We start from the raw sequence: 26,851 nt of genomic DNA on the forward strand, positions 1-26,851 counted from the left end.
GGCTTCTCAGCGCCTACTTCTGGGTGGCCTTCACAGCCGCCTGGAGTTCCTCCACGCGGTCCGTGCGCTCCCATGGAAGGTCCACGTCCGTGCGGCCGAAGTGGCCGTAGGCTGCGGTCTGTGCGTACAGCGGACGCTTCAGGTCCAGGTCGCGCAGAATCGCGTGCGGACGCAGGTCAAAGACCTCGGTGACGGCGGTTTGGATGTCCTCCACGGGAACGGTTTCCGTGCCGAAGGTTTCGACGTACAGGCCCACGGGGCGTGCACGGCCAATGGCGTAGGCCACCTGCACCTCGGCGCGCTCCGCGAGGCCAGCGGCGACGATGTTCTTCGCAACCCAGCGCATAGCGTAGGCACCGGAGCGGTCCACCTTGCTGGGGTCCTTGCCGGAGAACGCGCCACCACCGTGGCGGGCCATGCCGCCGTAGGTGTCCACGATGATCTTGCGGCCGGTCAGGCCCGCATCGCCGGCAGGCCCGCCGAGGACGAAGGAACCGGACGGGTTGACCAATAGCGTGAAGTCATCGGTACGCAGAATGTCCTTCACGCCGGAATCCTCCAGCACGAAGTCCACCACGTGCTCGCGCAGCGCCTCGGCGAGCTCATCAGCGTTCACATCCCGGTCGTGCTGCGTGGAGATGACGATCGTGTCAATGCGGGTGGGCTTGCCGTTCTCGTCGTACTCCAGGGTGACCTGGGTCTTGCCGTCGGGGCGAAGATCCAACACGATACCCTGCTTGCGTACGAAGGTGAGACGCTGGGCCAAACGGTGAGCCAGGGAGATCGGCAGCGGCATGAGCTCCGGGGTCTCGTTGGTGGCGTAGCCGAACATCAGGCCCTGGTCGCCGGCGCCCAGCATATCCTCATCGTCGACGGCGCCACCCTCGGCGTTGCGGGATTCCCAGGAGGAGTCCACACCCTCAGCGATCTCCATCGACTGCTCGCCTACGGAGACGGACACACCACAGGTGGTGCCGTCGAATCCCACCTCGGAGCTGGTGAAGCCGATGCGGCGCAGCGTCTCGCGGACGAGCTGAGGGATTTCTACGTACGCGGTGGTGCGGATTTCGCCGACCACGTGAACGAGCCCTGTGGTGACCACAGTTTCCACGGCCACGCGGGATTCGGGGTCCTTGCTCAGCAACGCGTCCAAGATGGTATCGCTGATGGCGTCGCAAATCTTATCCGGGTGGCCCTCGGTGACCGATTCACTGGTAAAAAGTCGTGGAGACAAGGGGTGTCCTATCCTGGTTAAACAATATTGAGGTTCATACTAGACCAAGCTGTCTATGTTTGTCATCTAAGCGCCGGTGAGTCGGTGGATCTCATCCCATATACGCGCCGCGACGTGGAGCTTCGTACCGGCATCCACCTCCACCACATGAGGAGCGGACCCCGTGTCCTCCTCCCCGCGAGAAATGATCCACCCCTGCGAGTGATCCTGCCCAAACACCTTGCCATCGCCCACGGCATTGCACATCAACAGGTCACAGCCTTTACGCTGAAACTTCGCGATCCCATGATCCAGAGGAGACGCGGAGTCATCGCCGGTCTCCGCCGCAAAGCCCACAATTGCCGTGGACGCTGAAATCTGCCCATCGTGGCGTGCCTGCACCAATCCGGCCAGAATATCCGGGTTCTCCACCAGCTCCAGCGTATCCAGCGCCGTTTCTGATCCCTTCTTGAGCTTGGCCTCCGCCACCGACGCCGGGCGATAATCAGCCACCGCAGCGGCCATGATGACCACATCGGCATCCTGAGCGCGTGCGTCCATCGCCTCCTTCATCTCCAGAGCGCTGCGCACCCTGATGATGTCCGCACCGGATGGAACATCCAGATCTTCCGTCACCCCGGCAACGATCGTTACCTCTGCCCCGCGCTGAGCCGCCACATCCGCCAACGCAAATCCCTGCTTGCCGCTGGAGGCATTGCCGAGGAAGCGAACAGGATCCAGTGCCTCGTGCGTACCTCCAGCACTGATGAGAACCCGTGTGCCCTCCAGATCCCGACGGAACACCTCAGGGTTGTCCACCACCGCCTCGGCCAAGCGACCGATATGCGCCGGCTCCGGCATCCGTCCAGGGCCCGAGTCGGCCCCCGTCAAACGCCCGTGGGCGGGCTCCAACACGATCTTTCCATGACGCCGCAAGGTCGCCACATTGTCCTGCGTTGCAGGATTGAGCCACATCTCCGTGTGCATCGCCGGCGCCAGCACCACCGGGCACGTCGCCACCAGCACGCTCGCGGTCAGCAAATCGTCAGCCCGTCCCTGAGCGATACGCGCCATGCAATCGGCCGTGGCCGGCGCAATAACAATCAGATCCGCCTCCTGGCCCAGCCGGACGTGCTGAACCTCGTCCACCGCCTCGAACACGTGCGTATCCACCGGGTTACCGCTGAGCGCCTCGAAGGTCGCCGCCCCCACAAAGTTCAGCGCTGCGTCCGTGGGAATCACGCGCACGTCGTGGCCCTGCTCTTTAAAGAAGCGCACGAGATGCGCGGCCTTGTAGGCAGCAATGCCACCGGAAACGCCAACGATCACGGACAAAGAAGTGTGGGAGTGCTCAGAGGTTTGATTCACAATCACCCACCATACCCGCCAGGACCTACACACATGTGAACGGCCGCCACCGGATCAGGAATGATCCGGCGACGGCCGCGAATGTGAGAGTCTAGCCCTCAGTGTGCTCCAGAAGATCGCGGTTGATCTCACGCATAGCGATGGAGAGTGGCTTCTCGTGAACGTCAGGAGTCACCAGTGGTCCCACGAACTCAAACACGCCTTCATCGACAGTTTGGTAGTAGTCGTTGATCTGGCGCGCACGCTTAGCAGCGAAAATCGCCAATGCGTACTTCGAGGACACCTTGGTGAGCAGATCATCAATGGGCGGGTTGGTAATGCCCACTGGTGGGTCAAACACCATAGCGTTCGGATTAGTGCCGTGGTTTTCCACAGATATTCCTTCTTTTCTATTGCTTTGCTAGTGCGTCGAAGACTGCGGCATCAACAACGCGGTGATATCCGCAACGGTCTTATCGAGATCATCGTTTACCACAATGTGATCAAACTCTGAACGTGCGTCCATCTCCACCTTAGCTGTTTCCAGGCGACGATCAATGATCTCTTGGGATTCAGTACCTCTGCCGGTAAGGCGCTCCACGAGCACCTCCCACGAGGGAGGCGCCAGGAACACAGTCCGCACCTCGGGCAGAAGCTTCTTCACATTGCGTGCGCCCACCACATCCACCTCGATGAGCACCGGGCGGGACGCGGACAACGCCTCCTCCACAGGGATACGGGGAGTGCCGGAGAGCTGCAATCCGCCATGGATCTCAGCCCATTCCAACATCTCGCCGGCGTCGATATGCCCCTGGAACTCCTCCCGGGTGACGTACAGGTAATCCCTACCGTGCACCTCGCCGGGGCGCGGATCGCGAGTGGTCATGGACACGCTGAAAAACAGATCAGGGACCTCATTGCGCAACCGGCTCACGATCGTGGACTTTCCCACTCCCGCAGGCCCCGCAAGAACGACCGCGCATCCGTTGTTCAGAGACTCGCTCAAGATTAAGCCTCGAAGCCGAAGTGCTCGAGCAGAGCACGACGCTGACGGTCACCCAGGCCACGCAGACGGCGGGTTGGAGCGATCTCCAGCTGGTTCATGATCTCCTCAGCCTTGACCTTTCCCACCTTTGGCAGAGAAACCAGCAGAGCGGACACCTTCATCTTGCCCAGGATCGGGTCGGTCTCAGCGTCCTTCAGAACCTGCTTCAGGTCGGTTCCACCGCGCTTGAGCTTCTCACGCAGTTCAGCACGTGCCTTACGTGCCTCTGCTGCCTTCTTCAATGCTTCTGCGCGCTGTTCCGGGGTCAGCTGGGGAAGTGCCACGGGATCCTCCGTTGTATCAAAATCGGTATGTACTAATTATGCGAGTTAGGTTTCGCGGCTTAAGGGCAGTTGTTGCCTTAAACGTGCAGGCCCCGGAGATATTTCTCGCGTGGAAGCGCAGTGCGTCCGGGGGCTGACGCGAAATAACTCCAGATAGTCTAGCACTATGGTGGCCTGCTATTTCAACAGCTCGGCAGATTGCGTGTCGATCGCCACCCGCAGGTCAGCGATGTCAGGACCCGTGCGAAGCACCGATCGAGACACGTTAGGGGACACTAACGGGTAGCTGGTGCCGGTGAGTCGTTTGACGTCCTGGACCGTGCCACCTTGTGCACCCACGCCGGGCATGAGAATCATGCCGTTGACCTGCGACAAGTCGGGTGCTTCGGTGAGGGTCGCGCCGATCACCACGCCGATGTTGCCCGCCCGCTCATGGTGCCTATTAATGTCCGACGCCCGGTCCACGATGTCCTGGGCTACACTCACTCGCTCACCGCGGATACCCTCCACTACCCCTGCCTGGAGAGAGGGGGCCTCCGGATTAGAGGTTGCTGCCAGGACAATTGCACCCTTGCCGTGTTCCTCAGCCAGCTCGAAGACGGGGTGCAAGGAATCGAAACCAAGGTACGGAGACACGGTGACGGCATCCACCTCCAGCGGGGAACCCGGCCGCAACCACGCCGCGGCGTATCCCGCCATGGTGGTCCCGATGTCACCGCGCTTGGCGTCGGCAATCACGAGTACTCCGGCCTCGCGCAACGCACGAATGGACTCCTCCAGCACGGCAAATCCAGCAGAGCCGAAGGCCTCATAAAACGCCACCTGTGGCTTAACCACGCACGCGCGGTCCGAAAACGCCTCCACACAGATCTCGGAGAAGGCACGCAGCCCCTCCACAGTGTTCGGAAGGCTCCACTGCTCAAGGATGCCCGCGTGCGGGTCCATACCCACACACAGCGGTCCGAAGCGCTCGGCGCGCTCCAGGAAGCGCTGGCCAAACGTCGGTGCTGCGGCGGTTGCCTGGTTACTCACGTCTAGTGCTCCAGATCCTGGATCGGCAGCAGGCTGGTCTCGTGGCTCTGCAGCGCCTCGATACCCTGGACTGCGGCGACCGTGCCCTGAACCGTCGTCACACATGGAACGCCCATGGTGACTGCGGCGGCGCGGATGTCGTAGCCGTCGTGACGGGCTCCAGCGGAACCGGCTGGGGTGTTCAGGATCAGGTCCACTTCCCCATCCTTAATGCAGTCCACCACTGTGCGCTGGTTGGCAGCCTGGCTGACCTTGGCCACGACCTCACATTCCACACCGTTGCGGCGCAGCATGTTCGCGGTACCGGACGTCGCCAGGATCTTGAATCCGAGGGACGCCAGACGCTGGATCGGCAGGATGAGGGTGCGCTTGTCCCGGTTGGCCACGGAGACGAACACCGTGCCGGAGGTTGGCAGCGTGCCAAAGGCACCCAGCTGGGACTTCGCGAAGGCTGAACCGAAGTCCAGATCCAGACCCATGACCTCGCCGGTGGACTTCATCTCCGGGCTCAGCAGAGAATCCAGCACCTTGCCCTCCGCCGTGCGGAAGCGGTTGAACGGCATGACCGCTTCCTTCACCGCGATCGGGTGACCCATCGGCAGGGAGCCGCCGTCCTGGTTCTTCGGCAGCATGCCCTCCGTCTTCAACTCCGCGATGGTGGCACCCAGCATGATGCGGGCGGCAGCCTTTGCCAGCGGCACACCCGTGGCCTTGGAGACGAACGGCACCGTGCGGGAGGCACGAGGGTTGGCCTCGATCACGTACAGAATGTCGTCCTTCAAGGCGAACTGGACGTTCATCAGGCCCTTCACACCAATGCCATGCGCCAGGGCGGCCGTGGACTTGCGCACCTTGTCGATGTCCTCGTCACCCAGGGTCATGGGTGGCAGGGCACATGCGGAGTCACCGGAGTGGATACCGGCCTCCTCGATGTGTTCCATCACGCCGGCGAGGTAGACCTCTTCCCCATCGCACAGGGCGTCCACGTCGATCTCGATGGCAGAGTCCAGGAAACGGTCCACCAGCACGGGGTGATCGCTGGTGATCTCCGTGGCACGCGTGATGTAGTCCTCCAGGGAGGCCTCGTCGTAGACAATCTCCATGCCACGGCCACCCAGCACGTAGGACGGACGAACCAGCACGGGGTAGCTGATGCGATCGGCGACATCCTTGGCCTCCTGGAAGGAGGTGGCGGTACCGAACTCCGGAGCAGGAAGCTTCGCAGCCTCCAGCACCTTGCCGAACTCACCACGATCCTCGGCCAGGTTAATGGCCTCAGGAGACGTGCCCACCACAGGAACGCCCGCATCCGCCAGACGCTGCGCCAAGCCCAGAGGAGTCTGTCCACCCAACTGGACGATCACACCGGCAATGTCACCGGACTGCGCCTCGGCGTGGTAGACCTCCATCACATCCTCGAAGGTCAGAGGCTCGAAGTACAGGCGGTCGGCCGTGTCGTAGTCCGTGGAGACGGTCTCCGGGTTGCAGTTGACCATCACGGTTTCGTAGCCCGCGCGGGACAGCTCCAGTGCCGCGTGCACACAGGAGTAGTCGAACTCGATACCCTGACCAATGCGGTTCGGGCCGGAGCCCAGGATCAGCACCTTCTTGCGATCCTTCTGCGGAGCCACCTCGGACTCAGCCTCGGGGTCCAGCTCGTAGGAGCTGTAGTGGTACGGGGTCTTCGCTTCGAACTCGGCAGCACAGGTGTCCACGGTCTTAAACACCGGACGGATGCCCAGAGACCAGCGCAGCGAGCGTACGCCGTCCTCGCCGGCGAACTCCTTACGCAACGCGGCGATCTGGCGGTCGGACAAGCCCAAGTACTTGGCCTCGCGGAGAAGGTCCACGTCGAGCACGGGGGCGTCGATCAAACGCTGGCGGAACTCCACCAGGTCCTTGACCTCCTCCAGGAACCATGGGTCGATACCGGAGGCTTCGTAGACCTCCTCCACCGTCGCGCCCAGGCGCAGTGCCAGCTCCACGTCGTACATGCGGCCCTCGGTCGGGCGCTTCAGGTCCTCCAGCACCGCGTCCTTGTCCGTCGCGCGATCGCCCGCGAAGGACTCATCCGGCACAGTCCAGAAGCCGGCCTGCTTGGTCTCCAGGGAACGCATGACCTTGTTCAGACCCGTGATGTAGTTGCGGCCCACGGCCATCGCCTCACCCACGGACTTCATGGTGGTGGTCAGCGTGTCATCGGCACCGGGGAACTTCTCGAAGGCGAAGCGTGGGGCCTTCACAATGACATAGTCCAAGGTGGGCTCGAAGGCCGCTGGGGTGACCTCGGTGATGTCGTTGCGCACCTCATCCAGCGTGTAGCCGATGGCCAGCTTCGCAGCCAACTTTGCGATCGGGAATCCCGTCGCCTTGGACGCCAGCGCGGACGAACGAGACACACGAGGGTTCATCTCGATGGTGATGATGCGGCCATCCTTGGGGTTGATGGCGAACTGGATGTTACATCCGCCGGTGTCCACACCCACCTCGCGCAGAATGGCGATGCCCTGATTACGCATGATCTGGTACTCGCGGTCGGTCAGGGTCATCGACGGGGCAACGGTCACGGAGTCACCCGTGTGCACGCCCAGCGCATCCACATTCTCAATCGAACATACGACGACGACGTTGTCCTTACCGTCGCGCATAAGCTCCAGCTCGAACTCCTTCCACCCGAGGATGGACTCCTCGATGAGGACGTTGGCCTCAGGGGAGGCGGCGAGTCCGCCACCGGCGATGCGCTCCAGGTCCTCGTGGTTGAAGGCCAGACCGGAGCCCAAGCCACCCATGGTGAAGGACGGGCGCACCACGACTGGCAAGCCGAGCTCGGCGACCGTCTCGTGCACCTCATCCATGTTGTGGCACACGCGGGAACGCGCCGAGGACCCACCGATCTTCTCCACGATGTCCTTGAACTTCTGGCGATCCTCGCCGCGCTCAATCGCGTCGATATCCGCACCGATCAGCTCCACACCGTACTTGTCCAGGATGCCCAGACGGTCCAGCTGGATTGCCGCGTTCAACGCGGTCTGACCACCGAGAGTGGCCAGAACAGCGTCCACCTTGTGGCCTTCGTCGGCTTCCTTCTTGAAGATCTTCTCGATGTACTCGGGCTGAATCGGCTCGATGTAGGTGTGGTCTGCGAACTCCGGGTCGGTCATGATGGTGGCCGGGTTGGAGTTAATCAGCGTCACCCGTAGGCCCTCTTCCTTGAGGACGCGGCACGCCTGGGTGCCGGAGTAGTCGAACTCGCAGGCCTGGCCGATCACGATGGGGCCGGAACCGATCACGAGTACGTGGTTGATGTCAGAACGACGTGGCATGAGTTTTCACAATCCTTTGTGTCAATAAGTCTGCGCTGTGAGTGTTGTGTGATCGATTACTTGTGGCTGTCGAGCAGCTCGAGGAACTGGTCGAACAGCGGGTTGGCATCGTGGGGGCCAGCTGCCGCCTCGGGGTGATACTGCACCGAGAACGCGGATCCATCCACCAGCGCTACGCCTTCGACCGTTCCGTCGTTGAGGCAGGTGTGGGTGACGTGCGCGTCACCGAATGGCGTGGAGAACACCTCCCCTGCCGTGCCCTTCAAGGCAAAGCCGTGGTTCTGGGCCGTGATGTCAATCTTGCCGGTGAGGTGGTTGAGGACAGGCACGTTGATGCCGCGGTGACCGAACTTCAGCTTGTAGGTCTCCATTCCCAGGGCGCGGCCCAGGATCTGGTTGCCGAAGCAGATGCCGAAGAAAGGAATCTTCGCCTCCAGGACCTTGCGGACCTCAGCCACGGTCTTGTCCGCGGTGGCTGGGTCGCCGGGGCCGTTGGAGACGAATACGCCCTGAGCACCGTGTTCCTTCATGAGCTCTTGAAGCTTCTCGAAGGAGGTATCAGACGGAACTACCACCGTGCGCACACCGCGAACGGAGAACTCGCGAGGGGTATTGCTCTTAATGCCCATGTCGTAGGCGATGACGGTGTGCTTCACCTCGCCTTCAGGCTCCACAATGTAGACCTCGTCGGTGGACACGTCGCCGGCGAGATCCGCACCTTCCATGCTGGGTTGGGAGGCTACCGTGCGCACCATATCCTCGTCGCTGGTCACATCCGCACCGGAGAAGATTCCGGCGGCGATGGAGCCCTTGGTGCGCAGGTGGCGCACAATCGCGCGGGTATCCACGCCCTGGATTCCGATAATGCCCTGGGCGTTCATCTCATCCTCGAGGCTGCGGGCGGCGCGCCAGTTGGAGACGCGCTTGGACAGGTCCCTGATGACCAATCCGGCGACCCAGATCTTATCGCCATGGGATTCGCTGTCCTCATCATTCCAGCCGGTGTTACCAATCTGAGGAGCGGTCGAGACCACGATCTGTCGGTGGTAGGACGGATCCGTCATTGTTTCTTGGTATCCGGTCATCGCAGTGCTGAACACTGCTTCGCCGAGGGTGGTTCCTTCTGCGCCGAAGGCCTGTCCACGGAAGATGCGTCCGTCGGCAAGGACCAAGGCTGCTGGGGTGCGGGTCATGATGTTCCTTCTAGTACACGTTGAGGTGAAATGGTGGGTTCGGGGTGGTGAGCACCAGGGGCACTCACGCGAACACACGTGAAAAGTTCAGTGGGGTTCAAGAGGCTGTGGTCTGAAAAGCTTTTACACACTCGCCTTTCCATCTCGGCACGTGACCTTGCCCCTCAACACAGTGGTGGACACACGCACGGGCATAGTCATTCCTTCATAGGGGGTGTTGCGAGACTTGGATGCCATCTCTTCTCCATACGCTACCCACTCGTCGGAGGTATCGACCACGCAGAGGTTGGCTGGCTCCCCCACCGCGATCGGTCGACCGTGTCCCGGCAGCTTGGTGATCTCCGCTGGGCGCTCCGACATCACGCGTGCCACGAAGCGCCAATCCTGATCTCCATTGAGGACGAAGATCTGCGCAATCAGCGCCAGCGACGTTTCCAGCCCCAGCATGCCCGGGCGAGCTCGGTCAAACTCGCAGCACTTTTCTTCCGAGCCGTGCGGCGCGTGGTCGGTGGCCACGCAGTCGATCACTCCGTCGATGAGGGCCTGCCGGAGTGCCTGAACATCCCGCTGCTCGCGCAACGGTGGGTTGACGCGGTACACGCCGTCATAGGATTCCAGCTTCTCATCCGTGAGCAGCAGGTGGTGAGGAGTGACCTCCGCGGTCAGAGGAATATCCTGCTCCTTCGCCCACTTCAGCAGCTCCACGGTGCCCTCCGTTGAGGCATGGCAAATGTGCAGGCGACCGCCGTAGTCACGGGCCATGATCGCGTCACGCGCAACGATGGATTCCTCCGCCACGCGCGGCCATCCGGACAGGCCCAACCGCGCCGACGTCGCGCCCTCGTGCGCCACAGCCGTCTCCGTCAGTCGCGGCTCTTCGCAGTGCTGAGCCAGCAGTACGTCCACTCCCTTGGAGTACTCGATGGCGCGGCGCATCAGGCGAGGATCGTCCACGCACTTGCCGTCGTCGGAGAACATCCGCACCTTCGCATCGGAATCGGCCATCATACCGAACTCCGTGAGGTCCTTGCCCTCCAGCCCCTTGGAGATGGAACCGACGGGGTGCACATCGCAGAGGTTTGTGTTCTGTCCCTTGAACCACACCGTCTCGGCGATGGATGGGTTGTCGGTGACGGGCGCGGTGTTGGCCATCGTAAACACAGCCGTGAAACCACCCTGCGCCGCCGACGCGGAACCGGTGGCGATCGTCTCCGTGTCCTCACGGCCCGGCTCCCTCAAGTGCACGTGCATGTCCACAAGCCCCGGCAGGAGAATCTGGCCCTGAAGGTCTAGCGTCTCGCCCTCACTGCTCAAGCCTGAGCCGATCTCCGCGATCACACCATCGCGCAGCAACACATCCTGTGGCTCGCCCTCGCCGTAGATCACCACGCCCTTGAGGAGCACTTCACTGTCAGCACCTCGCGGGTGATCCGCCAAGGTTCCCGTGGCCGGGTAAGAATTCTGGTTCTGGCTCGTCATATGAACTATTCCTCTCCTTAAACCCCAGCCGATGAGGCTACCGGGCCTTCGTCGCCTGACTGTCCCACCAGCAGCGTAAACAGCACCGCCATGCGGACATGAACACCTGCCGTCACCTGGTTGAGCACCACGGTGCGCGAATGATCGGCAACATCGTCATTAATTTCCATGCCGCGCAGCATCGGGCCAGGGTGCATCACCAACGCATCCTCGCGCATGGCTTCCCTGCGTGCACGCGACAATCCATAGCGCGTTGCGTATTCACGATGGGATGGGAAGAACCCACCATTCATGCGTTCGGCCTGAACGCGCAACATCATGACCACGTCGGCGTCGTGGATTTCCTCGTCCATGGAGTGGGAGACGCGCACGCCCCACTGATCCACCCCGAACGGGAGCAACGTCGGTGGTGCCACGAAGACTACCTCGGCACCCAAGGTGGTGAGCAGCTGCGCATTGGAGCGGGCAACGCGGGAGTGCAAAATGTCGCCCACGATGACGATCTTCTTCCCGCTGATCTCGCCGAGCTCCCGGCGCATCGTGACCGCATCCAGCAGAGCTTGCGTGGGGTGCTGATGAGAACCATCGCCAGCGTTCACCACGGCCGTGTCCCCCAGCCAACCGGCCACCTGACGCGCCGCACCCGACGACGGATGGCGCATCACGATCGCGTCCGCGCCCACGGCCTTGAGGGTTAACGCCGTGTCCTTGAGCGACTCGCCCTTCTTCACACTCGACCCGGACGCGCTGACATTGATGACGTCCGCGCTCATCCACTTGCCGGCCGTCTCGAAGGACGAACGGGTACGCGTGGAGTTCTCATAAAACATGGTGAAGATCGTCCGGCCACGCAGGGTCGGAAGCTTCTTCACCTCCCTGCCCTCCAAGGCCTCCCGAAAACGGTCGGCCTCATCCATCAGCAGGGTGATCTCCTCAGCGGAAAGATCATCGATACTCAAAAGATGCTTCATAGTCTGCCTATCCCTCGCTGGAGCCGTGAGTGGTCGTGATGCTGCGATGCAACGTCACCAGATCCTGCCCATCGAGCTCGGCCAACTCCACAACAACGTCCTCCCCCGAGGCCGTGGGAATGTTCTTACCCACATAGTCCGCGCGGATGGGAAGCTGGCGATGGCCGCGGTCAATGAGCGTGGCGACCTGCACGATTCCGGCACGGCCCAAGTCCCGGAGCGCATCCAATGCGGCACGGATGGAACGGCCGGAATACAGGACGTCATCCACCAGGATGACGGTGGCGCCGTCCACTCCTTCGTGGGGAACATGGGTGGGCTTCAGCGCACGATGGGCGGTGTTGCGCAGATCATCACGGTAGAGGGTGATGTCTAACGAGCCGTGGAACACGTCTACCCCAGAAAACGTGCGAATATTCTCTGCCAAACGCGCTGCCAGCGGCACTCCGCCTGACGGAATGCCCAATAACACAACCCGGGCAGCCTCGTGTGAGTCCAGGGCAGTTTTTTCAATAATTTGGTGCGCGATGCGCGCGACAGTGCGGGAGACATCATCACTGTCCAGAAGGACAACGCTATGGTCTGCCGCCGCAGAATCTGCCGAGTTCATCGTGACCTCCTTTCCCGCCTCTCTGTGCGGTCCGTTAAAGGATGTCGAAGAATATCAACGCCTTTTACTATACAACGGGTGGCGGACATTCAGCGAAGGCACGAAAAAGACCGGCAGCATGGTGCTGCCGGTCATTTCTTTGGTGAGGCGCCTAGCCTGCGCCTTTAGGTATCGGACGGATCCTCGGGGACAATAAAGTCCCCTACCTCGGGGTTAAAATCCTCCGCCTGGCCCGTGGGGCCATCGGCCTCACGGGCCGCAACCGCCGCATCGGCTGCCTTGATATCGATGTCCCGGGCCACGCCGTCCAACACAGCGTTGACATAGCTGGAGGCCTTCACGTGTGAGTAGGCCGCGGCCAGTTGGATGCCTTCCTTCACTGCTACATCGCGGGGGACATCCTCACCATGGAACATGAGCTCCCAGGAGGACACACGAAGTACCGCGCGCTCCACCGCCGGTAGACGATCCAAGCGCCACTCGGAGGACAAGTGCACGGCAATGGCCTCGTCGATCGCATCCAGATGAACCGCCACGCCCTCGACGATTTTCTGCGTGTATTCCGGCACGGGGTTCACCCGATTGTCAGGATCCTTGGACAGGGTGATGCGGTCCTCAACGATCTCTACCGGATCGATGTCCCGGAACTCAGCCTCGTACAGGATGTCCACCGCCCGGCGGCGAGCCTTGGTGCGGCTACCCAGGCGGGAAAACTTGGAATCTTTGTTCGTCACAGTGTTTTTAGTTCTAGTTTCTGGACTGATTAGTTGTTCACGCGCGACAGGTAGGAGCCGTCGCGGGTATCAACCTTGACAACGTTTCCGGTCTCCACGAACAGAGGAACCTGGATCTCAGCACCGGTCTCCAGGGTTGCTGGCTTCGTACCGGCGTTGGAGCGGTCACCCTGCAGGCCCGGATCGGTGTGCTCCACACGCAGTTCCACGGACACAGGAAGCTCGGCGAACAAAGGCTCGCCCTCATGGAAGGACACCTGCACGGTGGCGTTCTCCAGCAGGAACTTCGCGCCCTCGCCCATCAAGTGAGGAGCCAGCTCCACCTGCTCGAAGTCCTTGACATCCATCAGCACGAAGTTGGTGCCGTCATTGTAGAGGTAGGTCATGTCGCGACGGTCAACGGTGGCCGTCTCCACCTTCACACCAGCGTTGAAGGTCTTGTCGATGATCTTTCCGGACACAACGTCCTTCAGCTTGGTGCGCACGAATGCTGGGCCCTTGCCCGGCTTCACGTGCTGGAACTCGATGATCTGCTGAAGCTTGTTGTCGATCTTCAGCACCAGACCGTTCTTAAAATCTGCGGTGGTTGCCACGTTGCTAACTCCTTGTCCAGAAAAGATTACTTAAGGGGTGCCACTACTTGCGGTGTGTCACTATGTTGATAGCCAAGCGCTCATTCTATCACGTCGATCACCGTGAGCTCCGTGGGCGAGGCCTGGCAGCTCACCGCTCCCTCCTCGGTGATGATGTACGTGTTTTCAATGCGCAATCCCGTCTGACCGGGAAGGTAGATCCCGGGCTCCACGGTGATTGTCATGCCCGGCTTTAACACGCTGTCCTCCGGCACACCGGAAGCTGCCCGCGGAGCCTCGTGGACGTCGAGTCCCACACCGTGCCCCGTGGAGTGCACGAAGAACTCTCCATAGCCGGCCTCCTCAATGACCGCACGGCAGGCGCGATCCACATCGCGCAGTGCCACGCCGGGAGCAAGTGCTTCCTCCCCGGCCTTCTGCGAACGGTAGACAATGTCGTAGAGTTCGGCAGCGAGATCGTTCGGCTGGCCCACGCATACCGTTCGGGTTTGATCCGACGCATAGCCGTTGAGATACACACCGAAATCAACCGTGACCAGCCCCGGAACGATCACGTCCTGGCTCACACCCGCGTGAGGCTTCGCCCCGTTGATACCGCTGGCGAGGATAGTGTCAAAGCTCAAGGCATCGGCGCCGGCCAGGCGCAGGCGGTGTTCCAAATCCGCGGCGGCGTCGATCTCCCTCATTTCAGCCTGGATCCCACCGTCGGCGAGGAACTCCTGCCACACCGTATCGGCCAAGCGGCCCGCCTCCAGCAGGGCCTGCACCTCGGCCTCGTCCTTGATGAGCCGCTCGTCCTCCACCGCATTGGTGAGGACAGAAAGGCTGGACATGTCCCCAATGCGCGCGGCCTGGCCGACCGTCAACCCCGGCTCGACCGCGAACTTGTCTCCCGCGCCAATGACCTCGCCGAACGCGTCGGAGACGATCCTGATGTCCACGTCCTCGGGCTCGCCGGTCTGAAGCTTTATCTGCGTGCTGTAGCGCCCATCGGTGGCGATGATTGCCGACGCGTCGGCGCGCAGCAACAGCACCGCATGTGAGCCTGAGAACCCCGTGAGGTAGCGGATATTCTTTAAATCAGTGACCAACAACGCGCCATGCCCCGCATCGGAGATGCGCTGAGCGACACGCTGACGGCGAGAAGCAAAATCAATGGTGTGAGATGTCACGGTGTGTTAGCCCTCCATTTCTGCGAAATACCGCACAGCCGCACTATAACCGTATGTGCCCAATCCCGCGATCACACCGCGGGCAATATCCGATAGATAACTGTGGTGCCGGAAAGGCTCACGGGCGTGCACATTAGAAATGTGAACCTCCACAAAGCCCAGGCCGTCCGCAATTTCCGCCAAAGCGTCCCTCAACGCCACTGATGTGTGCGTGAACGCACCCGGGTTGATAACCACCCCTGCCCCGTCATCGGCGGCCTGGTGAATGCGCTCCAGCAGCGCGCCCTCGTAATTGGATTGAAAAAACTCCACGTGCACGCCCAGTTCGGAGGCAAGATTTGCCACATCCGCCTCGATGTCTTGAAGCGTGGTGGAACCATAGACGTCGGGCTGACGTTTGCCAAGCCGGTTGAGGTTGGGCCCATTAATGACGACGATATTAAGCATGTGCGACCTTTTCCTTGATAAACATGAGCTCTGCGACGATGAGCTGGTGCGATTAACCCTGTGTCCGTGAATATGCCTGCTGAAGCAATTCCTCTGACGGGCCCTCCAGCCGCGTTGGGTTTCCCACGGCCTCTAGAACAACGAAGCGGATTTTCCCGCCCTTGTTTTTCTTATCCCGTCCCATCGCGGTCATGAGGGTCTCCAGGCTTGCAGCGCCATAGGACGTGGGCAGGCCCACGGACTCCAAAATGCTGCGATGCCGCTGCACATCCTCGGCGCTCAACAGACCCGCCGCCTGCGCCAACTCTGCCTCAAAAACCATGCCGACGGCCACCGCGTGCCCGTGGCGCCACCGGTAATTCTCGTGGTGTTCCACGGCGTGTCCGTAGGTGTGTCCGTAGTTCAGAATCTCGCGGAGGCTGGACTCCTTCAGATCCTGAGCAACGACGTTCGCCTTCACCGTGATGGCTCTGCTGATGAGCTCGGGAAGGCTACCCCGAGGGTCAAGCGCCGCGGCTGGATCCTGCTCGTAGATGTCCAGAATCTCTGTATCGGCAATGAACCCTGCCTTGATGATCTCCGCGCTACCCGCCACGATCTCCTCGGCCGGCAGGGTGTCCAGCACCTCCAGATCGATAATCACGGCGGTGGGTTCATGGAAACTTCCTACAAGATTCTTGCCGGCCTCGGTATTAATTCCCGTCTTGCCACCCACAGCGGCGTCTACCATCGCCAGCAATGTGGTGGGGTACTGCACAACCTTGATTCCGCGCATCCACGTTGCCGCGATGAACCCGGCCAGGTCCGTCGCCGCGCCGCCACCAATGCCCACGATGGCATCCGCTCGTCCCAGCCCGGCCTCCGCGCACGCGTCCCAGCATCGCGCGGCGCTATCGATGGTTTTGCCGTCTTCGGCGTCCTCAATCTGGAAGCAGGTGACGTCCTTTCCCGTCGACGCCAACGCTTCCGCAACCGCCACAGCGCGCGTCTGCAATGCCGGCTGATGGATGATGAGCACCCGACCGGAGTTCGGCAGCGCCTCAGCAATGCTCTGCGCGGCCCACTGGGATCCACGGCTGATGAGGACGTCATACGGAGAAGCGGAGGCTACGTGAATGCTCGAGTGGTCCTGTGACATGGTTGGTCCTATTCTTCGATTTGATTCAGTATGTCGGTGACAACGCGGCGGGGATCCTTCGCATCACACCGCACGGTATAGGTGGCAACTTCCTGGTAGAGGCTGCGCCGGGTGTCGTAGAGATGTTGGTATTTTTCCCGAGGGTTTGGCACGTCCAGCAGCGGGCGGGTTTTCGTGCGCGAGGTGCGTCGCACGCCTTCGTCAACGGAGATGTCCAAGAACACCACGGAATGGTCCTTCAGCAGCTCACGGGTGGACTTGGTGACGACCGCTCCCCCGCCCAAGGACAGGATTCCGTTTTTCTTTAATGCCTCGGCGATCACGTCCGCCTCCACGGTACGGAAGTCCTTCTCCCCCAGAGTGGAGAAGATCTCGCCGCAGGATCGGCCGTCATAGACCTGTTCGATCAACTGATCGCTATCGTTTAGCGGGAGGTTCAGGGCATGAGACAAACGCCGTCCGATGGTGGACTTGCCGCTGCCGGGAAGCCCGACCAGAACAATGCGGGGCGCCATTAGGACGATCCTGGTTCTGCGTCATCCCAGTTCAGGCGCTCGGCCACGTAGTCCTGGTAGGCCTTGTAGTTCCGCTTCGTCTCCTCGATGGAGTCCCCACCGAACTTCTCCAGCACCGCGCGGGCCAGAACCAACGCCACCATGGTTTCGGCCACCACGCCGGCGGCGGGAACGGCGCACACATCGGAGCGCTGGTGAATACCCGTAGCCGCTTCACCGGTGGTCATGTCGATGGTCTTCAGGGCGCGTGGCACTGTAGAGATCGGCTTCATGGCGGCGCGAACAACGAGGGTTTCCCCGTTGGTCATGCCGCCTTCCAGGCCGCCGGCTCGGTTCGTGAAGCGCTCCACGGAACCCGTGTCCTCATTGCGGTGCATCTCGTCGTGGGCCTCGGATCCACGGCGGCGTGCCTCCTCGAAGCCATCTCCGATCTCCACTCCCTTGATGGCCTGAATGCTCATGACCGCTTGGGCGAGCTGTGCATCCAGGCGCTGCTCGCCGGACACATGGGAGCCCAGTCCGATCGGCAGTCCCTGAACGACCACCTCGACGATGCCTCCCAAGGTATCGCCGGACTTTTTCGCGGCCTTGATCTGCTCCACCATGGAATCTTCAGCGTCTTGGGTGAATGCGCGCACCGGTGAGGCGTCGATTTTCTCCAGGTCCTTGAACTCCGGCAGTGGGCCCTCGTAAGGTTCGGAGCGGCCGATGGAGATGACGTGGCTGAGCACCTCTACGCCCAAGACCTCACGCAACACGGCTCGGGCGAGGGTGCCGGCTGCCACGCGCGCTGCGGTTTCGCGGGCTGAGGAGCGCTCGAGGATCGGACGGGCTTCCTCGTGGTTGTACTTCACCATGCCGGAGAAATCCGCATGGCCCGGACGCGGGCGAGTGAGCTGCGCACCACGGCCGCTGGACATCTCCTTCGCGACCTCCTCATCGGAGTAATCCAGTGGGTCCGAGGACATGATCGTGGTCCATTTCGGCCACTCCGTGTTGCCGACCATGATGGCCACGGGGCTACCCAGCGTCTTGCCGTGGCGCACGCCGCCGAGGAGCGTGACCTCGTCGGCCTCAAACTTCATGCGCGCGCCACGGCCATATCCGAGGCGGCGACGGGCGAGCTGTCGGGAAATCTCTTCACGCGTAATCTCCAGACCTGCAGGAAGATTCTCCACCAGTGATACCAACGCTTGGCCGTGCGATTCGCCGGCAGTTGTCCATCGAAGCATGTGAATATCTTACTACCACCCCATCACAATGGCGCACAGTGTCCCCACCGCCATCCCCGGACCGTGCGGAACGCGCGTCTGCTCGTGCGGACGCGACCGGCGGGCTCTGCCCAGCGCGATCCACGCCAGTGTCACCAGCCCGGCGATCCCCATGGCGACGAGAAGCCCCCACGGCTTGTGCATCACTGCCAACGTCCCCAGCGACACAGCGAATTTGGAATCTCCTGCGGCGACCATGCGCTTGCTCGACAGCGCGTTCATGAGGATGGGGAACACACCCCACACCACCCCTCCCCACAGATGGGAGAGCGATAACACCGGATACCACGGCGCGACGCACCCCAGCAGCACCAGCGCGCCGAGCAGTAGCACCAGTGCATTCGGCAGCCTCATCGTGGCCGCGTCCACGATCGCAGCGGCAACGACCAGCCCACTAATCAGCGCTGCGATCCCCACACTCAGCACATCACCATGCACGCCTTCTCCCCCCCCCCGAAAATCTACGGCGCTACAGTTCGCAGCATCAGCCCTTGCGGAGGATACTGACCCGTGAAATAGCGGAACTGCTCCTCAGCTTGTCCCGCCAGCATACGCAAACCATCGGCGTGAGGAATGCCCGTGCGCTGCGCTGCGGCAATCAGGGCCGGTGGGAAGGGATCATAAATCACGTCCACCACTGAGCGTGCGCGCACCAACAGGTCCGTGTACGGTTCGACCGCCGCCGACGGAATGGTGTTGATGACCACGCTAGCCTCAGCGCACCGCTCGGCAACCTGATCGGCATCGAAGGTCAACCACTCGAACTCCATGCCGTAGCTGGTCACCAGATCGCGGACCTGCAGCGCGCGCTCTGACCGGGCTAGCACCGTCACCCGGCTCACCCCGAGCTCCCCGAGGGCCGCGATGGCGGGCCGTGCCGTTCCCCCGTTTCCGACGACCACCGCGTGGGTTCCGGCGTAGTCAATTCCCTCAGCCGCACAGTGCTCCAGGCAGCGCTGCACTCCAACCACGTCGGTGTTATCCGCTAACCACGTGCCGTCGGGCTGCGGCACCAGGGTGTTCGCGCTGCCAATGCGCGTGGCACGCTCGGTCACCTTATCCGCAAGCTCCAGAGCTGCAGACTTCCCCGGCATCGTGACGGAGAACCCGGCCACGGACGCCCCGCTGCCTGTCAGCAGGCGAGACACCTCATCGCGCTCTCCGGCCTCCACGCGCACGTAGAGAAAGTCCTCAATGCCCGCCGCTGCGGCCGCCGTGTTGTGCAACACCGGCGACTTCGAATGCTCGATGGGGCGCCCCAACACCGCACACAGTCGGTCCGGGAATGTCTCCGCGAGCGTCAGAAACTCTTCGATGGATAGGAATGTGCCGGGCTCTGCCCCGCGCACGCCGTCAGCTGCGGACATACTCTTTTCGGTACCTTCCTAGCGGTTGGAGTCCAGCACACCATTGCGGATGGACTCCGCCGTGGCGTTTTGGTGATCATCGAACTCGCGGTTAAACACAGTGGTGCCGTTCTTGTCGATCGTCACGAAGTACAACCAGTCACCCTCGGCGGGATTCTCGATGGCGTGCAGTGCCTGAATGCCTGGGGACGCGATCGGGGTATCCGGCAGTCCCTTCTTCGCATAGGTGTTCCACGGGGTTTCCCGCTGACGATCGGCGGTGGTGGTCGCCACCTCCTGGGCGTCCAGTCCGTAGTTAACCGTGGAGTCGAACTCCAGCTTCATGTCTTCGTTGAGACGGTTCAGGATCACGCGGGCCACCTTGTCGAAGTCGCCCTCCGGCGCCTCGCGCTCCACCAGGGAGGCGGCGGTCAGCATCTCGTAGGGCTTCAGACCCACGGTTGCTGCGGCCTGCTGGATGCCCGTCTTCTCAATGTTCTCCGCGGAGACCTTCAAAATAGAGGTCATGATGGACTTCGCATCCGAGGTGGGGTCGAACAGGTGAATACCGGGAACGATGAGGCCTTCGATGCGTCGTGGATCATTGTCATGAGCGCTGACGGCTTGCACGGCCCAGCTCGGCACGCCCAGATCCTCAGGGCTGGTGGAGGTCACGGCCTCACGCAGTTCATCTGGGCTGATGCACGTGTGCTCGTCCTGGCATGTCTGCTCAGAAATGAGCGAGTAGATGCCCTTGCGTGTCTCACCGTTGACTACCGTGACGTCGTCGAGGGTGAGGCCGTTCGGGATGTCGACAACGCCCCGACGCCGCGTCTCATCCCCCAGGGCCGCGAGTGCAGAGGAAGCGCTCATTTCTTCCTGCATGGCGTAGTAGCCCGCCTGAAGGTTTGGCTGATCCTTGTCGGCTGCATTCATGAGAGCACGCCGGGAGCCCACCACCTTCTTGTCCACCAAGTCAGAGGCGATGGAGGAAATAGAATCACCGGGTTCCACGCGCACCATGACGGTCGTTCCATTGCCCGATCCCTCAAAGTCTCGGTTGCCGACAACGTTGCGCTTGTAATACACAAAGCCAGAACAGACGACCAGCAAAATAACCAAAGCGATGGCCAGCGCAGCGGCATGCTGACGGCGTCGGCGATACTTTGGCTTCACGGAGCTAGTAGGGCTCATGAGGTGGCAATGCCTTTCGTGTAAAACTCGTGAGAAACGTCAAGTACATCCTATTGTTGCACGTTCGTTATAATTCCTCGTTCATAACCCGCCGACGTGCGTCCAACCACCCCTGAAGAATGTGCACCGCAGCGGCCTGATCAATGCGCGAACGACCCTTCTTGGCGCTCACCCCGGAGGCCTGCATGGCCTGGGTGGCGGCCATCGTGGACATGCGCTCATCCACCATCCGCACGGGAATGTCACCGATAACCTGGCTAAGGTCCCGCGCGAATTCCTCAGCAGCGAGGGTGCTGCTGGTGTGATTGCCGCGCAGGGCAACGGGCAGGCCCACGATCACCTCCACCACGAAGTTCTCCTCCACGAGGAAAGCCACACGCTGCACATCGGAAGAGTCGATGGAGGCCTTCACCGTCTCCAACGGCGAGGCCAAGATGCAGTCCGGGTCGCTCAGCGCCACGCCGATGCGCACGCTTCCCACATCTAAGCCTAGGCGTCGGCCACGGCCAGGGTCGGTCTCCCGCGAGGGGCGTTGTGTCTCCGCCATCGCTATAGGTCGGTCTCGACAGCGCTCTTGACGGCCTCCAGACCAGCTTGGATGCCCTCGGCCTGAGTGCCGGAGCCCTGAGCCAGTGCTGGCTTACCGCCTCCGCGGCCACCAACCTTCTCCGCGAATGTCTTGACCAAATCGCCGGCCTTCACGCCCTTGTCCACAGCGGCGGACGTGGCGGCGGCGACGAATGGTACCTTGCCGCCGTCGTTGGAGGTAAACAGCACCACCGCGGCTTCGGAGCTCAGGCGGCCAATCGCATCGGTGGTCAGGGTGCGCAGGTCACCTGCAGCAACGCCGTCGGGCAGCTGCAACGCGATCACCTTCGTGTCGCCGATGGTCTGGCCTTGAGCAATCAAGTCCCCAACCTGGCTGGCCAGCTGCTGGTTGCGCAACTTCTGGATCTGCTTTTCGGCATCCTTCAGCTTGGCGGTCAGAGCATCGATGCGCTCCGGCAACTGCTCCGTGGGGGTCTTCAAACTGGTCGCCAGCTCGCTGACTACGCTCTTTTCTCCGGACAGGAAGCGGAAGGAATCCATGCCGGTGTACGCCTCGATGCGGCGAACGCCCGAGGCCACGGAGGACTCGCCCAGCACCGCAATCGGGCCGATCTGGGAGGAGTGCTCCACGTGGATACCACCACACAGCTCCATGGAGAACGGGCCGCCGATCTCCACCACGCGAACCTCGGAGCCGTAATTCTCACCGAATAGTGCCATGGCACCCATCGCCTTGGCCTCCTCCAGAGAGGTTTCGATGGTGTTGACCTGGTAGTCCGAATCCACCGCGCCGTTGGCGATGTCTTCAATACGACGCAGCTGCTCGTCCGTCAACTGCTCGCCATAGTTGAAGTCGAAGCGCAGGTAGCCGGGCTTGTTCAAGGATCCAGCCTGGACTGCCGTGGGGCCCAGCACCTCGCGAAGGGCGGCGTGAATCAAGTGCGTGCCAGAGTGCGCCTGGCGGGCCTGGTGGCGCCACGCGTTGTCCACGTGGCTGGTGACCGCGTTGCCCACAGCCACGGTGCCGCCGGTGATGGTGGCGTTGTGGACCCAAACCTTCTTGCCCACTTTCTGCACGTCATCCACGCGGGCGCTAAAGCCCTCGCCCTTGATCACGCCGCGGTCGGCCATCTGGCCACCGGCCTCGGCGTAGAAGGGGGTGCGGTCCAGGATGATCTGAACCGTCGTTCCCTCGGAGGCGCGATCCACCAACGCACCTTCAGATATGAGGCCCAGCACCTTGCCCTCATCCTCCAGCTGGGTGTACCCCGTGAAGACAGTGGCGTGGTTGTCCACGAACGCGCGGTACACGGACTGGTCCGCGTGACCCAGCTTCTTGGCGTTGTTGTCTGCCTTGGCGCGGGCCTTTTGCTCGGCCATGTGTGCGTGGAAGCCCTCTTCGTCCACCTGCAGGTTGTTCTCCTGGGCCATTTCCATGGTCAGGTCGATCGGGAAGCCGTGCGTGTCGTGCAGGGTGAAGGCAACGTCGCCAGGAATGGTGGTCTCACCACGGTCCTTCGCGCCGGAGACATACTCGTCGAACAGTCGCGTTCCGGATTCCAGTGTCTTCAGGAAGGACTTCTCCTCGCCCACGGCCACGGCACGAATACGCTCCCAAGAGTCCGCGATCTCTGGGTAGGACGGAGTCATCGTGGTGGATACGGTCTCCATTAGCTTCTCCATCGTCTCGCCGCGTGCTCCCAGCAGGCGTGCGGAGCGGATGATACGGCGCAGCAGACGGCGCAGAATGTAGCCGCGGCCCTCGTTGCCGGGGGTCACGCCATCCAGCATCAGCATCAATCCGGTACGGCAATGATCAGCAATCACGCGGAACCGCACGTCGGCCTGGGCGTCGGATCCATAGGCAGCACCCGTGAGGCGCTCAGCTTCGTCGATCACCGGGCGCAACAGGTCCGTCTCGTAGACGTTGTCCACGTCCTGGAGCAGGCAGGCTACGCGCTCGATGCCCATACCCGTATCGATGTTCTGCTTCGGGAGGGGGCCTAAGATCTCGAAGTTGCCCTTGCCCAGTCCTTCGCCGCGTTCGTTTTGCATGAAGACCAGGTTCCAGATCTCCATGTAGCGTGTGTCATCGGCGATCGGGCCGCCTTCCTTGCCGTGCTCCGGTCCGCGGTCGTAGTAGATCTCGGAGCAGGGACCGCACGGGCCTGGCACGCCCATGGACCAGTAGTTATCCTCCATGCCCAAACGTTGAATTCGCTCGGCCGGAACACCGATCTTCTTCTCCCAGATCTCGGCGGCCTCGTCGTCGTCCAGGTACACGGTCACCCACAGGCGCTCGGGATCCAGCCCGAAGCCACCGTCCTCCACGGATTTGGTGAGCAAGGTCCAGGCGTGGGTGATGGCGCCTTCCTTGAAGTAGTTGCCGAAGGAGAAGTTGCCGGCCATCTGGAAGAAGGTATTGTGCCGGGTGGTGATGCCCACCTCTTCAATATCCAACGTACGCACGCATTTTTGGATGGAGGTTGCCGTCTCAAAAGGAGGAGTTTGCTGGCCCAGGAAGTAAGGCTTGAACGGCACCATGCCGGCGTTGACGAAGAGGAGGTTCGGATCATCCAGGATCAACGACGCGCTGGGAACCTCGGTGTGTCCGGCATTCGTAAAGTGCTCGATGAAGCGCTGGCGAATCTCATGCGTTTGCACGTTTTTTAGACCTCGTTAACAGATAGTGCGAATTGACCTCAATTAGTCTACCTGTCCGTGGGACGAAGGCCTTATTTACCCCGTATCCAGCCACGAACGATCGCGCGCAGACTCTCCAGCCGCGCGGAGATGGTGCGTTCGTGTCCATGCTGCGTGGGCGTGTAGTACACGGCGTCCTGAAGATCATCGGGCAGGTAGCGCTGTGGAACCACGCCCTTGGGATCATCGTGCGGGTACTTATAGCCCACCGCGTTGCCGAGGTCCTTCGCCCCCTGGTAGTGCCCGTCGCGCAGATGCGCCGGGACGGTGTGGCCCTTACCTGCGCGCACGTCCTCCACAGCCCGACCGATGGCGCTGATGACCGCGTTGGACTTGGGTGCGGTGGCCAAGTGGATGGTCGCCTGGGCTAGGTTGAGGCGCGCTTCCGGCATGCCGATGAACGTCACCGCGTGGTGCGCGGCCACGGCAATCTGCAGGGCCGAGGGGTCGGCCATCCCAATGTCCTCCGAGGCGTGGATCACCAGCCGCCGGGAAATGAACCGCGGGTCCTCCCCCGCTTCCAACATCCGGGCCAGGTAGTGCAGCGCCGCGTCCGGGTCTGATCCTCGGATGGACTTGATAAACGCGCTGGTCACGTCGTAGTGCTGATCGCCGTCGCGGTCATAACGCACCACCGCACGGTTGATGGACTGGCGAATATCCTCGGCCGTGACCGCAACGGGCGTGTCCGTTGTGTTCCCCCGTGTGCTCGCTGCGATCGTTGTTTCCGACGCCGCCTCGAGGTATGTCAGACTTCGTCGAGCATCCCCAGCAGATAATGCCACAAGGTAGTCCAGCGCCTCGTCGTCGAGAGCCACGGCGTCGTTCAGCCCTCGTTCGTCGTGGATCGCCCGCTGCAGCACCGTCCGGATGTCTGAATCGGACAGGGACTCCAGCTGCACCAGCAAGCTGCGCGAGAGCAGTGGCGCGACTACGGAAAAGGACGGATTCTCGGTGGTCGCGGCCACAAGCAGCACAGTCCTGTTTTCCACGGCAGACAGCAGAGCGTCCTGCTGGGTTTTGGAAAAACGGTGCACCTCGTCGATGAACAGTACCGTGTTCTCCCCCATCACCAGGCGCCGACGGGCCTCCTCGATGACAGCCCGGACCTCCTTGACACCGGAGTTGAGGGCGGACAGCGCCTCGAAGTGCCGGCCGGAGGCCGAGGAGATCAGAGACGCAACCGTGGTTTTCCCGGTGCCTGGGGGCCCGTACAAAATCACGGAGGTCTCCCCGTGCCCCTCAATCAACCGGCGCAGCGGCGAACCTGCACCCAGCACCTTTTCCTGCCCCACCACCTCATCCAGGCTGCGCGGGCGCATCCGTACCGCCAAGGGCGAGTGGAGGCCTGGGTGGAAGTAGTTGGCCGCAGCGGAGGAGGAGGCCTGCGGGGCATCGTCGTCGGGAGAGAACAGATCGGCCATTAGGCGTCCCGGAACTTCGGCGTGGCGCCCATCCTCTTCAACGCCGCGATCAACCGGCCCGTGTAGGCCACCACCGCTGGGGTGTACACGCACGGCTGGTTTTCCGCGAACCGCAGCACGGCATCCACAGTGGTCGCCAGATCCTCCAACTGGTCAGAGCCCAGCTGCTTCAAACCATGAGTACCCTCGACCAAGCCAAGGTTCGCGCCCTTCAAGATCTCCTCGGCGTGCTGATCAATGGCCAGCCGGCCGTAGTACAGGATCATCAGGGACATGTAGGACCAGCCGATGAGTGCCGAGAGGATGACAGTACGCAGCGTCTCATCGTCGCGGATCTCTGGCCACGACGGTGCAATTTCCGCCCGCCAGCTGGCCAGGAACTCCCGGGCCTCCTCGTCGGTCAAGGCCGGAGTGGAATTGTCCTGAGGGAATCCCGCAATCACGCAGGCCACGTCGAATGTCACCTCGCGGAAGCGCGCCCACTCGTAGTCCAAAAACACCACGTTCTTCGTGAGCATGATGTTGTCCGGTGCCAAGTCGAAGGGTGTAAACGCCTGGAAGTCCGGGCGCTGCTGATGGTCCGCGGCGCGCTCTGCCAGCTCCGTCACCACCGGATCAATTTCCGGATCAATGTGCTCCAGTAATCCCATACCGCCCCGGATCAATTCGGGAATGTTGAGATCGAACTCCTCCAGTTGTGCGGGGTCCAATTGGTGCTTGTGGCACTGGCGCCGATAGAGCACGTTGAACGCCTCGGTATCCCCAAACGTGTGGGCATGCATCCGGCCCAGCGCCTTGCCCAGCTTGCGCACCGCCTGCTGGCGGTCGTTGTCTGAGAAGTAGTTGAGAACATCTGTGAAGTTCTCCCCGTCCCCCTCGTCCGAGAGGATCAGGACGCGCTCATCAATGGAGTACGCAAGCAACAATGGACCCGGCCGGGCGGCCTCGGACAAGGTGTTGGTGTACTGGTACGCCACCACTTCACGGATCAAGGCCACCTGGTTAGGGCTCAACTCGTCACCGCGTACACGAGCCGCCTCTGTCCCATCGCTAGGCTCTGCCTCGGTATCTAACGGCAAGCGCTTAATGACCACGGACCGCTCCTGGAGGAACGGGTTCGGTGCCACGCGGCAGCGAAGAACCGTCGCCACGCCCGAGCCGCCCAAATCCTCCGGATTGGACAGCTCGGCCGTACCACCGAAGCGTGTGGACAGCAGCTCTTCGGCTACCGAAACAGTTGACTCGATTAAGGACTCAGAGGCAGACAC

The 26,851-nt window shown here is 61.9% G+C and carries 25 protein-coding genes; all 25 read right to left on the reverse strand.

The genetic code is table 11. From position 1 onward, the window contains the following. Positions 1 to 13 precede the first annotated feature (13 nt). The 25 genes from metK to GC425_RS00860 all read right to left on the reverse strand — a co-directional run bounded on the left by metK (position 14) and on the right by GC425_RS00860 (position 26,851). On the reverse strand, positions 14 to 1,234 hold the full coding sequence (metK, locus tag GC425_RS00740) for a methionine adenosyltransferase (RefSeq protein WP_151841558.1): 1,221 nt from the start codon (positions 1,232 to 1,234) through the stop codon (positions 14 to 16). A 66-nt stretch (positions 1,235 to 1,300) separates the two neighbouring features. Beyond that, a complete protein-coding gene (gene coaBC, locus GC425_RS00745) occupies positions 1,301 to 2,581 on the reverse strand; it encodes a bifunctional phosphopantothenoylcysteine decarboxylase/phosphopantothenate--cysteine ligase CoaBC (RefSeq protein WP_231699710.1) in 1,281 nt (426 codons plus the stop codon). A gap of 91 nt (positions 2,582 to 2,672) precedes the next feature. Next, positions 2,673 to 2,924 carry a DNA-directed RNA polymerase subunit omega gene (gene rpoZ / locus GC425_RS00750; protein ID WP_151842376.1) on the reverse strand — a complete coding sequence of 84 codons (252 nt, stop codon included), beginning with the start codon at positions 2,922 to 2,924 and terminating at the stop codon, positions 2,673 to 2,675. Positions 2,925 to 2,981: 57 nt separating this feature from the next. Beyond that, positions 2,982 to 3,566, reverse strand: a complete 585-nt coding sequence (gene gmk, locus GC425_RS00755) for a guanylate kinase (protein ID WP_151841560.1) — start codon at positions 3,564 to 3,566, stop codon at positions 2,982 to 2,984. A 2-nt stretch (positions 3,567 to 3,568) separates the two neighbouring features. Continuing rightward, complete coding sequence (mihF, locus tag GC425_RS00760) at positions 3,569 to 3,889, reverse strand: integration host factor, actinobacterial type (protein WP_151841561.1); 321 nt, start codon at positions 3,887 to 3,889, stop codon at positions 3,569 to 3,571. 177 nt (positions 3,890 to 4,066) lie between these two features. After that, positions 4,067 to 4,921 carry an orotidine-5'-phosphate decarboxylase gene (gene pyrF / locus GC425_RS00765; RefSeq protein WP_225723440.1) on the reverse strand — a complete coding sequence of 285 codons (855 nt, stop codon included), beginning with the start codon at positions 4,919 to 4,921 and terminating at the stop codon, positions 4,067 to 4,069. Positions 4,922 to 4,923: 2 nt separating this feature from the next. After that, positions 4,924 to 8,244: a carbamoyl-phosphate synthase large subunit gene (gene carB / locus GC425_RS00770; protein WP_151841563.1), complete on the reverse strand. Its 3,321-nt coding sequence runs from the start codon at positions 8,242 to 8,244 to the stop codon at positions 4,924 to 4,926. 56 nt (positions 8,245 to 8,300) lie between these two features. Next, complete coding sequence (gene carA, locus GC425_RS00775) at positions 8,301 to 9,437, reverse strand: glutamine-hydrolyzing carbamoyl-phosphate synthase small subunit (RefSeq protein WP_151841564.1); 1,137 nt, start codon at positions 9,435 to 9,437, stop codon at positions 8,301 to 8,303. A gap of 123 nt (positions 9,438 to 9,560) precedes the next feature. Next, on the reverse strand, positions 9,561 to 10,916 hold the full coding sequence (locus GC425_RS00780; RefSeq protein ID WP_151841565.1) for a dihydroorotase: 1,356 nt from the start codon (positions 10,914 to 10,916) through the stop codon (positions 9,561 to 9,563). Positions 10,917 to 10,933: 17 nt separating this feature from the next. Then, entirely contained in the window at positions 10,934 to 11,887 is a 954-nt protein-coding gene (locus tag GC425_RS00785) for an aspartate carbamoyltransferase catalytic subunit (protein WP_151841566.1), read from the reverse strand. Between the two features lie 7 nt (positions 11,888 to 11,894). After that, positions 11,895 to 12,497, reverse strand: a complete 603-nt coding sequence (gene pyrR, locus GC425_RS00790; protein ID WP_151841567.1) for a bifunctional pyr operon transcriptional regulator/uracil phosphoribosyltransferase PyrR — start codon at positions 12,495 to 12,497, stop codon at positions 11,895 to 11,897. Between the two features lie 164 nt (positions 12,498 to 12,661). Then, complete coding sequence (gene nusB, locus GC425_RS00795) at positions 12,662 to 13,231, reverse strand: transcription antitermination factor NusB (protein WP_151841568.1); 570 nt, start codon at positions 13,229 to 13,231, stop codon at positions 12,662 to 12,664. A gap of 29 nt (positions 13,232 to 13,260) precedes the next feature. Next, positions 13,261 to 13,824: an elongation factor P gene (gene efp, locus GC425_RS00800; protein ID WP_151841569.1), complete on the reverse strand. Its 564-nt coding sequence runs from the start codon at positions 13,822 to 13,824 to the stop codon at positions 13,261 to 13,263. A gap of 80 nt (positions 13,825 to 13,904) precedes the next feature. Then, positions 13,905 to 14,996, reverse strand: coding sequence for a Xaa-Pro peptidase family protein (locus GC425_RS00805; RefSeq protein ID WP_151844135.1), 1,092 nt, complete (start codon positions 14,994 to 14,996; stop codon positions 13,905 to 13,907). A gap of 6 nt (positions 14,997 to 15,002) precedes the next feature. Next, positions 15,003 to 15,443 carry a type II 3-dehydroquinate dehydratase gene (gene aroQ / locus GC425_RS00810; protein WP_151841571.1) on the reverse strand — a complete coding sequence of 147 codons (441 nt, stop codon included), beginning with the start codon at positions 15,441 to 15,443 and terminating at the stop codon, positions 15,003 to 15,005. Positions 15,444 to 15,495: 52 nt separating this feature from the next. Continuing rightward, positions 15,496 to 16,581, reverse strand: coding sequence for a 3-dehydroquinate synthase (gene aroB, locus GC425_RS00815; RefSeq protein WP_151841572.1), 1,086 nt, complete (start codon positions 16,579 to 16,581; stop codon positions 15,496 to 15,498). 8 nt (positions 16,582 to 16,589) lie between these two features. After that, complete coding sequence (locus GC425_RS00820; protein ID WP_151841573.1) at positions 16,590 to 17,096, reverse strand: shikimate kinase; 507 nt, start codon at positions 17,094 to 17,096, stop codon at positions 16,590 to 16,592. Then, positions 17,096 to 18,328: a chorismate synthase gene (gene aroC, locus GC425_RS00825; protein WP_151841574.1), complete on the reverse strand. Its 1,233-nt coding sequence runs from the start codon at positions 18,326 to 18,328 to the stop codon at positions 17,096 to 17,098. Before aroC ends, GC425_RS00820 begins: the two co-directional genes overlap by 1 nt. 12 nt (positions 18,329 to 18,340) lie before the next feature. Continuing rightward, positions 18,341 to 18,805: a prepilin peptidase gene (locus tag GC425_RS00830; RefSeq protein WP_151844134.1), complete on the reverse strand. Its 465-nt coding sequence runs from the start codon at positions 18,803 to 18,805 to the stop codon at positions 18,341 to 18,343. A gap of 23 nt (positions 18,806 to 18,828) precedes the next feature. Next, complete coding sequence (locus tag GC425_RS00835) at positions 18,829 to 19,734, reverse strand: shikimate dehydrogenase (RefSeq protein WP_257821579.1); 906 nt, start codon at positions 19,732 to 19,734, stop codon at positions 18,829 to 18,831. A gap of 18 nt (positions 19,735 to 19,752) precedes the next feature. Beyond that, positions 19,753 to 20,907: an endolytic transglycosylase MltG gene (mltG, locus tag GC425_RS00840; protein ID WP_151841577.1), complete on the reverse strand. Its 1,155-nt coding sequence runs from the start codon at positions 20,905 to 20,907 to the stop codon at positions 19,753 to 19,755. 67 nt (positions 20,908 to 20,974) lie between these two features. Next, positions 20,975 to 21,454 carry a Holliday junction resolvase RuvX gene (gene ruvX / locus GC425_RS00845; RefSeq protein WP_151844132.1) on the reverse strand — a complete coding sequence of 160 codons (480 nt, stop codon included), beginning with the start codon at positions 21,452 to 21,454 and terminating at the stop codon, positions 20,975 to 20,977. Positions 21,455 to 21,456: 2 nt separating this feature from the next. Beyond that, entirely contained in the window at positions 21,457 to 24,120 is a 2,664-nt protein-coding gene (alaS, locus tag GC425_RS00850) for an alanine--tRNA ligase (protein ID WP_151844131.1), read from the reverse strand. A gap of 71 nt (positions 24,121 to 24,191) precedes the next feature. Further along, positions 24,192 to 25,583 carry a replication-associated recombination protein A gene (locus GC425_RS00855; RefSeq protein WP_151844130.1) on the reverse strand — a complete coding sequence of 464 codons (1,392 nt, stop codon included), beginning with the start codon at positions 25,581 to 25,583 and terminating at the stop codon, positions 24,192 to 24,194. After that, positions 25,583 to 26,851, reverse strand: coding sequence for a phosphotransferase (locus GC425_RS00860; RefSeq protein ID WP_231699709.1), 1,269 nt, complete (start codon positions 26,849 to 26,851; stop codon positions 25,583 to 25,585). Before GC425_RS00860 ends, GC425_RS00855 begins: the two co-directional genes overlap by 1 nt.

This window comes from Corynebacterium sp. zg254 (assembly GCF_024701495.1).
Taxonomy (GTDB): domain Bacteria; phylum Actinomycetota; class Actinomycetes; order Mycobacteriales; family Mycobacteriaceae; genus Corynebacterium; species Corynebacterium zhongnanshanii.